The following is a 14,500-nucleotide window of genomic DNA, read 5'->3' as shown; positions in this document are numbered from 1 at the left end:
CGCCCATGTCCGCACGCGCAGATCGCGCCACGGCGCACGCGGCGGACCTCGACGAGGTGCGCGACGAGCGCTACGCCAATCCGTTCGCCCCGCCCGACGAGACCGAAGCCGCCGCCTTAGCACGGCCACGCTCGCTGTTCGGCGAGATTCTCGACTGGATGCTGGCGCCGCTGCTGCTGCTTTGGCCGATGAGCCTCGCGGTCACCTATCTGGTTGCCAAGTCGATCGCGAACGGCCCGTTCGACCGCGCGCTCGAAACCGACGCCTACGTGCTCGCCCGCCAGATCCATCCGGCCAACGGTGTGGCGGAGCTGTCGCTGCCCGACTCCACCCGCGACTTTCTGCGCGCCGACAATGTCGATAGCGTGTTCTACCAGGTGCTCGGCACGCGCGGCGAGCTGGTGGGCGGCGAGCGCGACATGCCGCTGCCGCATGAAGTGGACCGGCCGCAGCCGGGCATCGTCGAATTCCGCGACGACGTGCTGCGCGGCAACGATATCCGCGTCGCGTACACGACCGTCGAGTTTCCGCAGACGCCCGGCGCACAGCCCGTGCTGGTGCAGGTCGCCGAAACGCTCGACAAGCGCAGCCAGCTTGCCAACGACATCATCAAAGGCGTGATCCTGCCGCAGTTCGTGATCCTGCCGCTCGCGATCCTGCTGGTGTGGTTCGGCCTGTCGCGCGGTCTCGCGCCGCTGCACGCGCTGCAAGCGCACATCCGCGCGCGGCGCCCGGACGATCTGTCACCGCTCGAAGCGCGTCGCGCGCCGCCGGAAATAGAGCCACTGGTGACCTCGTTCAACGATCTGCTGACGCGCCTCGAACAGAACATGGAGCTGCAAAAGCGCTTTATCGCCGACGCCGCGCATCAGATGAAGACGCCGCTCGCCGGCTTGCGCACCCAGGCCGAACTGGCGCTGCGCCAGGACGTGTCCGCGGAAGTGCACCGCTCGCTCGAACAGATCGCCACCAGTTCGGAGCACGCCGCGCGGCTCGTCACGCAGTTGCTGGCGCTGGCTCGCGCGGAAAACCGCATGTCGGGGCAGATATTCACGCCGGTCGAAGTGAGCGAGGTCGCGCGCAACGCGGTGCGCGACTGGGTGCAAGCCGCGCTCGCCAAGCAGATGGACCTGGGCTACGAAGCGCCCGACGGGCCCGTCGAAGTCGACGGCAATCCGGTGATGTTGCGCGAAATGCTGTCGAACCTGATCGACAACGCGATCCGCTACACGCCGCCGGGCGGGCGCATCACCGTCAGGGTGAGGCATGACGCGGCGGCGCGGCTCGTGCACCTGGAAGTCGAGGACACCGGCCTGGGCATTCCGGTCGCCGAGCGTTCACGGGTGCTCGAGCGCTTCTACCGGATTCTCGGCCGCGAAGGCGACGGCAGCGGCCTGGGGCTGGCGATCGTCCGCGAGATTGCGACCATGCACGGTGGCAAGCTGACTATCGACGATAACGTCTATCAAAACTCACCGCGGCTTGCCGGGACGCTGGTGCGTGTCAGTTTGCACGTGCATGAGCGGGGCGGGACTTACCCTAACGCGGCTTGAGCGACAAGACACGGTGATTCAATTTTGAAACTAGTTTTGCCGACGTTATAAGACGTTAGAGATATTTTAACAGACATTAAGAAAATTTCGCCCGCACGCCGCACTACTCCATTTCACCAGGCCACGTCAGTACGCCGTAAGTTTCCACTCCAATAATCGGCTTCACGGGAACGCCTTGACCGGCGCTCCGCGTGCATATCAATATTGGAGACGACATATGGCTACCGTTGGCGGGCAACTCTCGCACGCGCCGATGACGCGCGATGAGAAGCGGGTGATCTTCGCATCATCGCTAGGCACGGTTTTCGAGTGGTACGACTTCTATCTGGCCGGCTCGCTCGCGGCCTTCATCAGCAAAAGCTTTTTCTCCGGCGTCAATCCAACCGCCGCCTTCATCTTCACGCTGCTCAGCTTCGCTGCGGGATTCGCGGTCCGGCCGTTCGGCGCGATCGTATTCGGGCGGCTCGGCGACATGGTCGGGCGCAAGTACACGTTCCTCATCACGATCGTGATCATGGGCCTGTCGACGTTCCTCGTCGGCTTCCTGCCCGGCTATGCGGCGATCGGCATTGCGTCGCCGGTGATCTTCATCGCGATGCGGATGCTGCAAGGCCTCGCGCTCGGTGGCGAATACGGCGGCGCCGCGACCTACGTGGCCGAACACGCGCCGCCGGGACGCCGCGGCTTCTACACCGCGTGGATCCAGACCACCGCCACGCTCGGCCTGTTCCTGTCGCTGCTGGTGATTCTCGGCGTGCGCACGGCAATGGGCGAAGACGCGTTCGGCGCGTGGGGCTGGCGCATTCCGTTCGTGCTGTCAATCATCCTGCTGGCGGTGTCGGTATGGATTCGCCTGCAACTGCATGAATCGCCGGTATTCGAGCGCATCAAGGCCGAGGGCAAGACTTCCAAGGCGCCGCTGTCCGAAGCGTTCGGTCAATGGAAGAACCTGAAGGTCGTGATTCTCGCGCTGATCGGCCTGACCGCCGGCCAGGCCGTGGTCTGGTACACGGGCCAGTTCTACACGCTGTTCTTCCTGACGCAGACGCTGAAGGTCGACGGCGCCAGCTCCAACATCATGATCGCGATCGCACTGCTGATCGGCACGCCGTTCTTCCTGTTCTTCGGCTCGCTGTCGGACCGTATCGGCCGCAAGCCGATCATCATGGCCGGCCTGCTGATCGCCGCGCTCACGTACTTCCCGCTGTTCAAGGCGCTGACGCACTACACCAACCCGGCGCTGGAAGCCGCGACCGCGCGGGCTCCGATCGTCGTGATCGCGGATCCGGCACAGTGCTCGTTCCAGTTCAACCCGGTCGGCACGGCGAAGTTCACGAGCTCCTGCGACATCGCGAAGAGCGCGCTTTCGCGAGCGGGCCTGAACTACGATAACGTCGCGGCGCCGGCGGGCACGCTGGCGCAGATCAGGGTCGGCGATACGGTGGTCAACACGTTTGACGGCCGCGCCGCCGACGCGAAGGAGCAAGGCAAGCTGTTCGACAAGACCCTCGCCGCGACGCTGAAGGCCGCGGGCTACCCGCTCAAGGCCGATCCGTCGCAGATCAACTGGCCGATGACCGTGGTGATCCTGACGATCCTCGTGATCTACGTGACGATGGTCTACGGTCCGATTGCGGCGATGCTGGTGGAGATGTTCCCGACGCGCATTCGCTATACGTCGATGTCGCTGCCATATCACATCGGCAATGGCTGGTTCGGCGGCTTCCTGCCGGCCACGGCATTCGCGATTGTCGCGGCGAAGGGCAACATCTACTCGGGGCTGTGGTATCCGATCGTGATCGCGCTGGTCACCTTCGTGATCGGCATGCTGTTCGTCAAGGAAACCAAGGACTCGGACATCTACGCGAAGGACTGAAATACGCGATGGCTGGAGCAACTTGAAAAAGTTGCGCGCCGGGGGGTTGACAGCCTTCGGCTCGATCAGCATAATCTCGCTTCTTTCGGCGAATTAGCTCAGTTGGTTAGAGCGACGGAATCATAATCCGCAGGTCCGGGGTTCGAGTCCCTGATTCGCCACCAAATGCGAAAGCCCGGTAGATCTTTGATCTACCGGGCTTTTTCGCTTCCGGCCCTGCTGGTTCGCTGCGAGCCGATTTCTTTTACGATCCCGTCCGCCTTGAGCTCGCCCTACTCGGCCACCTGTTTAACGTGGCCATCAAGGAATGGCACATCGGGCTAATCTTCAACCCTGTCGCCAACATCCGTAAGCCCAGTCCCGGCGAGGGGCGAAATCGACGTCTGTCCGGAAGCGAGCAAGCAAAGCTACTCGCAACCGTAGACCAGCACTCAAATCCGATGCTGGGCTGGATCGTGCGCCTCGCGATTGAAACCGGCATGCGTCAGTCCGAGATACTTGGGCTGCGCGGCGGCCAGGTCGATCTGGAACGGCGCGTCGTGCGACTGACGGACACCAAGAACAATGCAGCCCGCACGGTGCCGCTGACCAAGCTCGCCACATTGGTCCTGCGAAACGCTCTCGGCAATCCCGTCAGACCGATCGACATTGATCTCGTGTTCTTTGGAGAGCCGGGGCGTGACGGAAAGCGGCGCGCATATCAGTTCACCAAAGTCTGGAACGGACTCAAGAAGCGCACCGGATTGGTCGATTTCCGCTTCCATGATCTACGACACGAGGCCGTCAGCCGCCTAGTCGAGGCGGTGTCCGCGCCGAATGAATTTCAGAATTGGCGGCAGCACGAGGACACACCGCTCCACGTCAGGGCGAAGAAGACGCCATCACTGGAACCAGCGCCTTCATGATCATGTAGCCATCCCAGCGGCAGAACACGACCACACGACGCGCCTCCTGCTGATCGCCGTGCGGGCCATAGTTTGCCTCAACCGCCTTGAGCGCCATGCGACGGGTCACGGGGTCCGGATCAGCTAGTGCCTCCTTGCGCTTGGCCTCATAAAGCGCCTGCGCTTCACTATCGTCGAGCAATGGCCGGCCGCCACCGCCCTCCTTCGATGGACCGACCGCGTGCGAACCCGCGCCCGTTTTCGTCACTTCGCGCACCGCTGGGAATCGGTTGTGAATTTCCAATTCGACAGCGCTCGCTCTCAACAACGACAGTTGTTTGTTCCGCTTTAGTCGTGCAGCGTCTGTGCCAGCGGAGCGCCAACTCCGGCTTGCCATGCCGATCACATCGAAATCGAGCTGGAAGTTCTTGTCCGGATCGACAGACTGATCGCGCAGATCCTGCGCCATCGGATCGAGCTTTTGCACCTTGAAGTCATATACCGTCTTGTGGAGATCATCGAGGTATCCAGCCGCCTGTTGCGGCACGATCGCCGTGCCTGTGCTGAATGGGCCGATGGTCACGGTCCACTGGCGCAACGCCGCGGACAGTTTGGTGACCTCCTTCAACTCGGGAGGCGGCGTGACGGCTGTCTCGCCCCACGCGACCGCCTTACCCAGTCCCCCGCCGAGGCTCACGTCCACACCTGCATCGGTCGCGCCGCCAGAGATGCTTCCAGTGAGTGGCGCAAAGAACGGAAACCCCACGTCTCCGGCGTTCGTGCCATGGAACACCACTGCCGTTAGCTTCGGTAACGCTCCCCCTGCCGGTCCGATGTGTCCTTTAGCCGAAGTCTTCAGAACCGTCACCATGCCAGTAAAGTCGTTGCCACCGCAATAGCGAATAGGTGTGGGATCCGCCGAAGCCTTGCCCTCGATGTCAAGCGAGAGCGTGCCGCCCGAAAGACCGCCCTTGGGTTTGACCTTTTTGGCCTTTCTGCTTGCGGAAATACCCGCGCTCATTTCGAGTCCTGCCAGCGTGTAATCGCGGTGCCATGCCCAGCCGAAGGCGTTGCTGTACGTAATCGTGACGATCGGTGCGATTTTCGCAACAGCCTTCTCGGTGATGCTCTTGGTGGCCTTCAATTCGAGCGTGTACTTGTGATCAGGCTTCTGAAACGATACGTCGAAAAGCATTTCATAGTCGGGCCACCCCAGTCCGGACATCGAAATCATCTCGTTGAGCGTATGAGGGCAGGCGTCGAATAACCCTTAACGCGTGCAGTCGATCGCGGCCGAGCAAGGGCGGGCTACAGCGCCAATTGCATGAGGCGGTACATGGCTAACTACGGGAAGCCGAGCGTGTCCCGTTCTGGCCGAGCGGATGGTGGGCCATCGTCGAGTTGCGCGTCGGCATCATTCCATTGCCTATTTACGTACTTCTGGTCGCCTGATTGTCGCGTTCGTGGTAACCAGATGGGGAGCGCGGCTTAAGTATGCAGAGCTGCCGCCGGCTCAACCCGTGAACAATTTCTTGACCTCGTACTCTTCGGGTACAGCAAGCACAAATTGATGTGCATCCGAAAAAGCGCGAGCGAACGCCGGGCGTCCGGCTAGTCTGGTCACGTATGCGGCAAACACTGGACTCGTGCACAACTGGTAAGCCTGAGCCCACATCACGCAATGACCGATTATGCAGTCGACAGCGGAAAATTCATTGCCGCATATGAACGGCGTCTTGACCAGGCGGCGCTCCAATTGAGGCTCGACTTCACGCGTGAATTTGTCTCGATACCGGCGTATCGTTCTCTCATCCTTCTCGGATGCCGGAAGGACATGCTCGTGAATACGAATCTGCCATAGCATCATGTCGACTGACGACGTGCCAAATTGCAGCATCTGTAGATAATCGGAGCGCTCGGGTGAGAACTCGTGCGCTGAAGGAGCGAGGTTCTTATCCGGATACAGGTCGGCGAGAAACGTCACTATTGCACCGCTCTCGATCATACGCATCTGCTTGCCGGTGTCTGTGTAAATTTCAAGCACGGGCACGGCATGGTTAGGGTTGATATTCAGATACTCATCGCGATACTGAGTCGCGTCATAGAGCGAAACGACTTCCACGTCAAAATCTTCGTCGAGAAGTTCATGCAATAACCACTTGACGCGCGCACTACGCACGACTGGACAGTGGTAAAGTTTCAATCGCTTGATCTGCATTTTTTCCTCAAATTTCCACATCGACCTACGGCGATTCGTGACCACGTAGGCGCCACGCCCTAGGCGTGTTCAACAGCGGCGAATCGATTCTGTCATGGGCCAAGCGATGACAGAATGCCTGCACGCACAAATGACATTTTCGCAATGCGGCGAGACTTTTGGTGTCGCCGAATAGCCGCCAGCGACCGGCGCGGAGACAGTGACTGCGGGCGACGCTCGCACTGCGTCTAACCGCGTCCGCTTCCGCCATGGGCACCTGCGCTCATGTGCCCTATCTCGGCGTGTCCCATTGCTCCAAAGCCCCGACGCCCGCCACCGAACTCTGCGCGACCGAAGCCTTCAGGGCCGATTCCGCCGAACCGGCTCAATCCGACGCCCGGAACCGTATGCGATCCGACGAATTGCCGCGGCGACATCGCAGGCTGATACGTGTGCGCCGCGCCGTACATCCCGCGCATGCCGTAAGCGCCATGGGGAGGATTGAAACCTTCGTTGCCGTGAAATAAGTGATTGGCGTCGACGAGACTGCGGTTGTGCCACACATACCGGCCGCCATCAAACCATACCGCCCGATGATCCCAATCGGGCCTCCAGTGTCGCCAGCCCCATCCGTAGCCACCGAAATATCCCAAATCGAATCCAACGCCGAACACGATTCCCGGCCCATCAAGGTAGAGGTCCGGATCGGGATACCAGCCTGGCCAGAGCGCCATCGGCGCGCCATACACGAGCGCCGGATCGTATTCGGGCACGTACACGACTGCAGGATCGGCTGGCTGGATGTTGATCGATCCACCATCGTTCGTTACCGTTTCCTGTTGGTTGATTTCCAGGTTGCCCGCTGTGCTGGCCCGTTGCCGCATCGTCTGGATGGCCGCCATCAATTGCTGTGACTGGCTCAGGTACGCGTCGCCAAGCGATGAAGTCCAGACCACATTCTGGTCCATATTCGCGAGCACGGCGGGAAATCCTGTAAGCGCCTTGACGCTCGCATCCCAGACCTGCTGATCGACTTGAGCGGCCAGTGCGTCCCCCGTCAATTGGGAATTCGATTGCATCCAGCGGTCCGCTGCGACGACTTCCGCAATATGTGTGGCTGCCGCGAGAATTTGTGCGACCAGTGGATCCGGATACAGCGCGATGGGAGCAACAAGTTGCTGCAGTTCCTCAGGCGTGCGCTGAATTGCCGCGGACGGCGGGACCAGTGCCTGATTATCCTGATCGGCAACCGCATGGCCCGCGATCCCGAGCGCGATGCATGTCGGCACAACGATTGAGAAGACCCGTTTCACCAACTTCATGGAATCTGTTCCGGTTTTGCGATCTGAGACTTCTACTGTAGGCAAATCAAGTGTCTTGGAACTGACCCGTAGGTGACGTTTTTGTTATCTTCTTTCAGTATTCGTTGTCGGTACGCTGAACCTGCAGGGGGCAAGTACTATTGAGACTTTTGTGGTTACCATGTGCGATCGTGGAAAAGCGGAACGGGTCGTAGTTCGTGCTGGTCATGATTTTTTCGCCAAAAGGTATTGAGGTTTTATTCAATATCGATCCGCAGGAGCTTTCATGCACGCACCTTCTGAGTGCTTTCGTTTTGGGCTTGCTTGCGAACTTACATAGCTTCCTAAGGCCGTCAGAATTTTTCCCGTCTGGAACGACCGCTTCGGTGTTTCTGAAAGCCCGCTGTGGGTCGGGGAGCGCCCGTTGACTCGTTGACCCGGACTCAGACTGGATCTCCCTTCAATTAAAAGGAGATTGTCATGGGAGCAGCAACCGATACGGTCCCGTCGCGGGTACCGTGGAATAAAGGGAGATTAACTGGCCAGAAGCCGCCGCTGAAACTGAGGGAAATTTGGGCGATACGCGTGTGCCTGCAGCTTTCGTCCCACGTGCGGGACCTGGCAATGTTCAATCTCGCCATCGACAGCAAGCGTCGCGCGTGTGATCTGACGAAACTGCGCGTGCGCGACGTTTGTCACGGGGAGCACGTCGCTAGTCGCGCGACGATCATGCAGCAGAAGACACAACGACCGGTACAGTTCGAGATTACCGAACAGACTCGTGAGAGCGTGGCGGCATGGATAAGGGATGCGGGGCTGCAGGCAACGGACTTCCTGTTCCCGAGCAGAATTCACGACTCGCCTCACTTGTCGACACGACAGTATGCCCGGCTGGTTCATCGGTGGATCGCGTCAATCGGCCCTGACGACAGTGCCTACGGTACCCACGCGATGCGCCGGACCAAGACGTCTTTGATCTACCGTCGCACGAAGAACCTCAGGGCCGTTCAGTTGTTGCTCGGTCACACGAAGCTCGAAAGTACAGTCCGCTACCTCGGCATCGAGGTAGATGACGCACTTGAAATGGCGGAACAGACAGAGGTTCAGGTTGTCTGGCCGGTTAGCGAGTGATCGCAGAACGGCCAGTAGCCGTCATTCGCGAGTGATGGCCTGCGAACGTTCGGAAGTCCCCTCTGCACAGCAAGCGGCCATTCGATTCGCGACGACGAACGTTGGTTCATCTGCGATATCGGCGAGGTTTGCTCCCCTCTCTAACCCATCAGATCGTCAATGACGATCTGATGGGTTACCTGCGGACCGATCCCGGATCGGCGGTCCCGAGATCAACCGGTACCCCAGCCTGAGACGAGGACGCTTCGAGAAACGCCGCCACCGAGCGCATCTCCTGTTCCGACATGTTGTCGGAGATCGCCTTCATCGACTCGCCGCGAGGCCTCTGACCAGCTTGCCGGAAGACCAGCAACTGCTTCACGATGTAGTCCGCATGCTGGCCTGCAAGCCGGGGAAACTCACCCATGCCTTCGCCACCTGTTCCATGACAAGAACTGCATGCCGGGACGCCCTTATCCGGTATGCCGGAGATGAAAATTGTCCTGCCGTCGTCAACGAGCAGACGGTCACCTGGCAGGCCCGCGGGTGGCGGCCGGCTCGCAAAGTACATGGCAAGCTGCTCGATCTGCTCGTCGCTCAGATGCGTAAAGCCCCACATGAATCTTTTGGCATTCGGGTCGGACCGGAGGTGTGCCCTGAAGTCGCTCAGTTGATTGACCAGATATTCCTTTCGCTGACCTGCGAGCGTGGGAAACATGGGGGACACGGACACGCCGTCCACGCTATGGCAGTTCGAACAAATCTGCAGCGCGATCGTCCTGCCCGCGACAGCGGGATTGTCAATCTGTCTGGAATGCTCCATGTCGTGGCAACCCGCGCCGCTGCCCAGCAGGGCGGCGAGCAGGATCCATCGCGACGTTGCCTGAAATTTCGGGGTCTCCAGAAGGTTCGCACGGTGTTCACTGGGACAGCGCGATAGCGAGGCTTTCAATTGATTTCTCCCAGATGGCAACGATTGAACGAAGCCTTGATCCTCACAGCCTCACGTTTGAAACAGGTGCAGCAGGAGACATCACCAGTACGCCGCCCAAAGGTACAGAAACAGCGTGTCGTTGTCGCTCGCATTGCGTCCGTGCCCATCGTAATTTGAACGTGCGCCAAGGTATTTGGTGAAATGGGTATATTGCAGCCCTATACGGATATTCTGAACAGGAATCCAGAATATCTCCGGCGTCCAGCCCTGCGTTGCAGGAGAAAAATTTGCGCTCGCCGCATACGCGGCGCTATCAGGGCTGCCGGTGATGTTAAAAAACGAAAGGCTCACGCCATACCTGGCCTGATAGATATACGACAGCTTCAGCCTCAGGGATTTCAGGCTTGCCGCAGCGCTGTCTCCAAAAACGAGGTTATTCGGATCGCTGATGTTCTCGCGGATAAATCGGGCCTGCGCAGTGAAGGTGTTTGGCTCAAGCAGGTACTGATACTGGGCATCGAAGCCGATATCGCGATAGCGGGTGACGCCTTGATTGAAGTTCGGGAACGAGTTGACGTCGTTGGGGTAGACGTTGACGTTGAGCCCGAACGTCCCCACCATCACGCTGTGTGGTCCCCAGTCATGAGTCAGGGCCAGTCGCCAGTACGGGTTCTGGCCGCGTAAATATATCTGCGGGTGGTTCGGGTCGCCGGCCTTGTTACCCTTGCTCATGAACGACCAGATGCCGTCGGCCGTACTGTAGAACGATAGTTCGGCATAAATGGTCCGGTTCCAGTAGACGTAGCCTCCCGCGCCGACGACCTGCTGTGCCAGCGAGCCCTCGATGATCGGCAGGAACTGCGGCGCGCCCACTGTGCTCGTCGACGAGGACACGTACGGGTAACTCCATGCGGGCGTGCTGTTCCAGACATCCTGCATGGTCGGATTGTTGTGCAGCGTGGTGCCGAGTATCAGGTCGTTTGCGTCCCCTATGATCCTGTCCACGTAACGGAAGTCCATGTTGTCTGACGCCCAGTGACCGATCCACCTGCCGTCGGCGCCCTGATGATCGTAGTTCGAGTAGGTGAACTGCGTGAACGCGCCGATCCTGTCGGTGATCTTGCCAGCGAGGAAGATGCTGGCGGCGTCGAATATCGGCAGCCCGTCCTTGGGGGAGATGATGTTGCCGCTGGCGTCGTGATTGACCCTTGTCTTCGTCAGGTCGAGCGTCGCCATGACCGCAACCGGGACGGTGCGTTCGCCGAACGTATAGCCGTTCAGCTTGAACATACGTCCATAAGGAGTCAGTTCGGGAAACTGTCCGCCCGCATGGCAGGCAACGCAGCTTTGTCCCGTTTGACGGGCGAAGATCGGGAGCGCCCGAGTGGAAGGGGCGTTAAGGAGTGCATTAAGGAGGCAAACCGCCGCGACCGCAAGGATCCAGATGCTTTGAAGCAGGCGATGGACGGTAGAGGCCATTCTCATGCCTCATCTCCCCTGGCCCGTTTCGCAGATGGGTGTTTGCAGGGCACAGCAGTACCCACCCACTGCGGCAAGCGGGACGACAAAGACGACGCGTCGCGCACGGCATGACCGGCGTCGCCTGGCAAAACGGTGGCACTACACAGGATCACGCAGAGGGATAGACCATCAGTACGCGTGCGCCTGGCTTCCTCAGGTCCAAAACGAAGGAGATCACCTCTTTATTCCGGCGACCGAACGTCACCGGCGAACAAATTCGGTGGCGACATCAGACAATGTCGGTCTCCGGGAATCAACTCGCGGGCCTCGCCGCATACTGACATCCACTGGCCTCAATGGATACGCGTTTGGGCGCGCGAATTGAATTGTCATCTGCGACGGTCCACGTGGCGGGCCGACAGGGCGGCGTAGGACAGCCGCTCACGCTCGAAGCGCCCTGCGGCAGGGCTTGACGAGCGCAACGATGCCACGCCTCAGTGATTTCTCACGACTGGATCTGGGCCTCGGAGAGCAATTCTGATCACTCGCCATACAGCTCGCTGGACACCCCTGGTGATGCTTGCAGCGGCCGCCGGCGTCACGCCGGCAGTCGTGTTCGGCGCCGATTACCTTTCGGTAGCGCAAGCACAGAAGGCCATGTTTCCGAACGCGACGGCGTTCGTTGCCCAACCCGTCACGCTTACCGAAGAGCACCGGAAGGCGTTGCCGGCGCAGGCCGGTACGCGCATCAACCCCGCGCAGTGGAATGTATTTGCTGCGAGGTCAGGCGACGTCTTGCTCGGCTATTTCATCACCGATGCGGTGATCGGCAAGTTCCAGCTGATCAACTACGCGGTTGCGTTCGGCACGGACGGCGCCATTCACGACGTCGAGATCCTGTCGTATCGCGAAGAACATGGGCGCGAAATCCGCACGCGCGCATGGCGCAGTCAATTCGAAGGGAAAACCGCGTCGGCGCCCTTGCACATCGGCGAGGACATCCGGGGCATCAGCGGCGCAACGATGTCGTGCGCCCACGTGACCGAGGGAATCAGACGGCTGGCCGTGTATGTCGATACGATGCTTGCCGGAAAGTGACATGAAGAATACAGCCATCGCGCTGCGTGACGGATGCATCGTGCGTCGTGCCAAACCTTTGCTGGGGACGCTCGTCGATGTTGCCGTCGGCGCGCCGGACCGCGACTTCGCGCAAACGGCCATTGGTGCGGCGTTTGCGGAGATCCGGGACGTGCACCGGCTGATGAGTTTTCACGAGCCATCGAGTGACGTAAGCCGCATCAACCGCGCGGCGCCCGGCGTACCCGTCGAGGTCGACCCGCGCACGGCCGATGTGCTTCGGCTCGCAACCGAATTGCAGGACGCCTCAGCCGGCGGGTTCGATTGTACGGTCGCGCCGGTGCTCGTGCGCCATCGTCTGTTGCCATGGGTGGACGGTTGGGATGGCAACGAAGCTCGCCCGCGTCGTCGCGAATTGCATGGTGAACTGGCCGGTTGTTCACCGGACCGTGTTCCGGCATTCGCCATCGACGCCTGTTCTGTAGTCAAGCAACGCGATTGCCTGATCGATCTTGGCGGCATCGCCAAGGGTTATGCAGTCGATCGCGCCGTCGAAGCGGTAAGGGCGCTGGCCAAGGCAGGCGGACACCGATTGACAGCGTACTGGTCAATGCTGGCGGGGATCTCCGCTATCACGGGAGAAGCGCGGTTCGGATTCGTTTGCGGGATCCACGCGATCGCGCACGACTCGTCGGCTCGGTCGGGTTTTCGGATGGCGCGCTGGCCAGTTCATCGACGAGCGGGCTGGACGAGTGCGCGCATGAGGCTTCCCCACTGATCGATCCGTTCCGCAGCGTCCCGTTGCCAATGGGGGGCGGGCGTGACCATCGCGGCACCGGTCTGCGTGATTGCCGATGCGCTGACCAAGGTCGCATTGACCACTGGAAATGCGGCCCATCCGCTATTCGCACGTTACGGCGCGTCCATGGTCCGGTTTGTTGCGCAACGGCCGAATCCTCCGGAACATCAATGAAACTACCACAACAACACGCTCGCGCCCCCGGGCCAAAGCTCACCAGACCGTCGCGCTGGACGCTGTATGTGCTGATAACCCTGCTCGCTGCGACAGGTTTCGCCTGGTTACTCGCGTATTACGGGCGATCGGACGAGGCGTTGCCCAGCCCGATCGAACCCTGGTCGATGAAGATCCATGGTGCGAGCGCAATGGGGGTGATCTTCGCCGTCGGCACCATGATGCAGCGACATTTCTTGCCAGGCTGGAGAACGGGGCGAAACCGTGCTGCGGGCGTTGCCATGTGCATCGCGCTGAGCCTGCTGGCGGTGACGGGTTACGGTCTCTACTATTTCGATGGCGATACGCTGCGGTGGATCGCCGAGTGGCTGCACTGGGGCGCTGGCTGCGTATTACCGATTGCGCTCGCCACGCATGTTGTTGCGGCCCGTGCTTCACGCCGTGGCGATCAACCATTCTCCCGTCGGCGCACATCCTGAGCGAGGGATTCGAGGAACATTCCGGAGAACACCCACAGATCGTCGAACCGCAACGCACCCCCCCCCCCGGCAACGAGACACGAGTTACTTTGCGGTGAGACCGTTTCATCAGGTTTCCAGGCGATAACAGGCAAGCTGATGCTAAATGCGATGTTCCGTCAAAATCGGACGCACCGGTCGGCGCGCTGGAATCACGAGCGATGGGGAACAACCATCTTATCCACTTCGCACGCAGGGTTACTGCTTCAAGAATGCGAATGGCTCCTATTATCCCTTTTGTTACCATCAATTACAAACCACCGAACAGTTCATGAAATCAACACTTACCTTCATCGTCGCTGCCTCGGCCCTGGTGGCTACGTCCGTATCCAGTGTCCTCGCCGCAGAGGAGTCATACACCCTCACCCTTAAGGACCACAAGTTCTCGCCCGCTGACCTGACTATCCCTGCAGGTAAGAAGGTGAAGGTCACGGTAAAGAACCTTGATGCAACTCCCGCTGAGTTTGAAAGCGATGACTTCAAGGCAGAGAAGGTGATTCCTGGCGGCAAGCAGGTTGACGTCTTTATCGGACCGCTGAAGGCAGGGACGTACGAGTTTCACGACGAGTACCACGAAGCCGAATCGAAGACCCATCTGACCGTCAAGTAGCCCCTG

13 protein-coding genes, 1 tRNA gene and 1 pseudogene are annotated in these 14,500 nt (G+C 60.1%); 10 read left to right on the top strand and 5 right to left on the bottom strand.

From position 1 onward, the window contains the following. Positions 1-5 precede the first annotated feature (5 nt). The 4 genes and pseudogenes from HV744_RS08880 to HV744_RS08865 all read left to right on the top strand — a co-directional run. Entirely contained in the window at positions 6-1,553 is a 1,548-nt protein-coding gene (locus tag HV744_RS08880; RefSeq protein WP_175149151.1) for a sensor histidine kinase, read from the top strand. A gap of 217 nt (positions 1,554-1,770) precedes the next feature. Further along, positions 1,771-3,429 (top strand): MFS transporter, encoded by a 1,659-nt coding sequence (locus HV744_RS08875; RefSeq protein ID WP_175149150.1) that lies wholly within the window; start codon positions 1,771-1,773, stop codon positions 3,427-3,429. A gap of 87 nt (positions 3,430-3,516) precedes the next feature. Next, positions 3,517-3,593 (top strand) — tRNA-Met (locus tag HV744_RS08870). A 90-nt stretch (positions 3,594-3,683) separates the two neighbouring features. Beyond that, positions 3,684-4,334: pseudogene (locus tag HV744_RS08865) on the top strand (site-specific integrase); the annotation flags it as partial. On the opposite strand, the gene HV744_RS08860 reads toward HV744_RS08865, so the two are convergent. The 3 genes from HV744_RS08860 to HV744_RS08850 all read right to left on the bottom strand — a co-directional run bounded on the left by HV744_RS08860 (position 4,291) and on the right by HV744_RS08850 (position 7,832). Next, positions 4,291-5,538 carry a hypothetical protein gene (locus HV744_RS08860; RefSeq protein ID WP_175149149.1) on the bottom strand — a complete coding sequence of 416 codons (1,248 nt, stop codon included), beginning with the start codon at positions 5,536-5,538 and terminating at the stop codon, positions 4,291-4,293. The pseudogene HV744_RS08865 and the gene HV744_RS08860 overlap by 44 nt on opposite strands. A 288-nt stretch (positions 5,539-5,826) precedes the next feature. Further along, a complete protein-coding gene (locus HV744_RS08855; RefSeq protein ID WP_246278984.1) occupies positions 5,827-6,552 on the bottom strand; it encodes a glutathione S-transferase family protein in 726 nt (241 codons plus the stop codon). A 206-nt stretch (positions 6,553-6,758) separates the two neighbouring features. Next, positions 6,759-7,832: a DUF3300 domain-containing protein gene (locus tag HV744_RS08850; protein ID WP_175149148.1), complete on the bottom strand. Its 1,074-nt coding sequence runs from the start codon at positions 7,830-7,832 to the stop codon at positions 6,759-6,761. A 459-nt stretch (positions 7,833-8,291) separates the two neighbouring features. Between HV744_RS08850 and HV744_RS08845 the strand changes: the two genes are divergently transcribed. Then, the gene (locus HV744_RS08845) at positions 8,292-8,942 is read left to right on the top strand and encodes a tyrosine-type recombinase/integrase (RefSeq protein ID WP_175149147.1); all 651 of its coding nucleotides are present in this window, start codon (positions 8,292-8,294) and stop codon (positions 8,940-8,942) included. 175 nt (positions 8,943-9,117) lie between these two features. Here the strand turns inward: HV744_RS08845 and HV744_RS08840 are convergent, their stop codons facing one another. Together HV744_RS08840 and HV744_RS08835 are read right to left on the bottom strand one after the other, a co-directional pair. Further along, entirely contained in the window at positions 9,118-9,873 is a 756-nt protein-coding gene (locus tag HV744_RS08840; RefSeq protein WP_246278983.1) for a c-type cytochrome, read from the bottom strand. A gap of 81 nt (positions 9,874-9,954) precedes the next feature. Beyond that, positions 9,955-11,334: a cytochrome C gene (locus HV744_RS08835; protein ID WP_246278982.1), complete on the bottom strand. Its 1,380-nt coding sequence runs from the start codon at positions 11,332-11,334 to the stop codon at positions 9,955-9,957. 558 nt (positions 11,335-11,892) lie between these two features. Between HV744_RS08835 and HV744_RS08830 the strand changes: the two genes are divergently transcribed. The 5 genes from HV744_RS08830 (at position 11,893) to HV744_RS08810 (ending at position 14,494) form a co-directional block, all read left to right on the top strand. Beyond that, the gene (locus HV744_RS08830; protein ID WP_175149218.1) at positions 11,893-12,414 is read left to right on the top strand and encodes an FMN-binding protein; all 522 of its coding nucleotides are present in this window, start codon (positions 11,893-11,895) and stop codon (positions 12,412-12,414) included. A gap of 1 nt (position 12,415) precedes the next feature. Further along, positions 12,416-13,171 carry an FAD:protein FMN transferase gene (locus tag HV744_RS08825; RefSeq protein ID WP_175149145.1) on the top strand — a complete coding sequence of 252 codons (756 nt, stop codon included), beginning with the start codon at positions 12,416-12,418 and terminating at the stop codon, positions 13,169-13,171. 42 nt (positions 13,172-13,213) lie between these two features. Continuing rightward, positions 13,214-13,366 (top strand): hypothetical protein, encoded by a 153-nt coding sequence (locus HV744_RS08820; protein WP_175148972.1) that lies wholly within the window; start codon positions 13,214-13,216, stop codon positions 13,364-13,366. Continuing rightward, positions 13,363-13,845, top strand: a complete 483-nt coding sequence (locus HV744_RS08815; protein WP_175148971.1) for a cytochrome b/b6 domain-containing protein — start codon at positions 13,363-13,365, stop codon at positions 13,843-13,845. The genes HV744_RS08820 and HV744_RS08815 overlap by 4 nt, the downstream gene beginning before the upstream one ends. Positions 13,846-14,155: 310 nt before the next feature. After that, entirely contained in the window at positions 14,156-14,494 is a 339-nt protein-coding gene (locus HV744_RS08810; RefSeq protein ID WP_175149144.1) for a cupredoxin domain-containing protein, read from the top strand. The last annotated feature ends 6 nt before the right edge of the window (positions 14,495-14,500 follow it).

It is taken from the genome of Paraburkholderia ultramafica (genome assembly GCF_902859915.1).
Taxonomy (GTDB): Bacteria; Pseudomonadota; Gammaproteobacteria; order Burkholderiales; family Burkholderiaceae; genus Paraburkholderia; species Paraburkholderia ultramafica.
The sequence above is the reverse complement of the archived record's forward strand: the minus strand, read 5'-3'. Positions and strand labels throughout refer to the sequence as shown.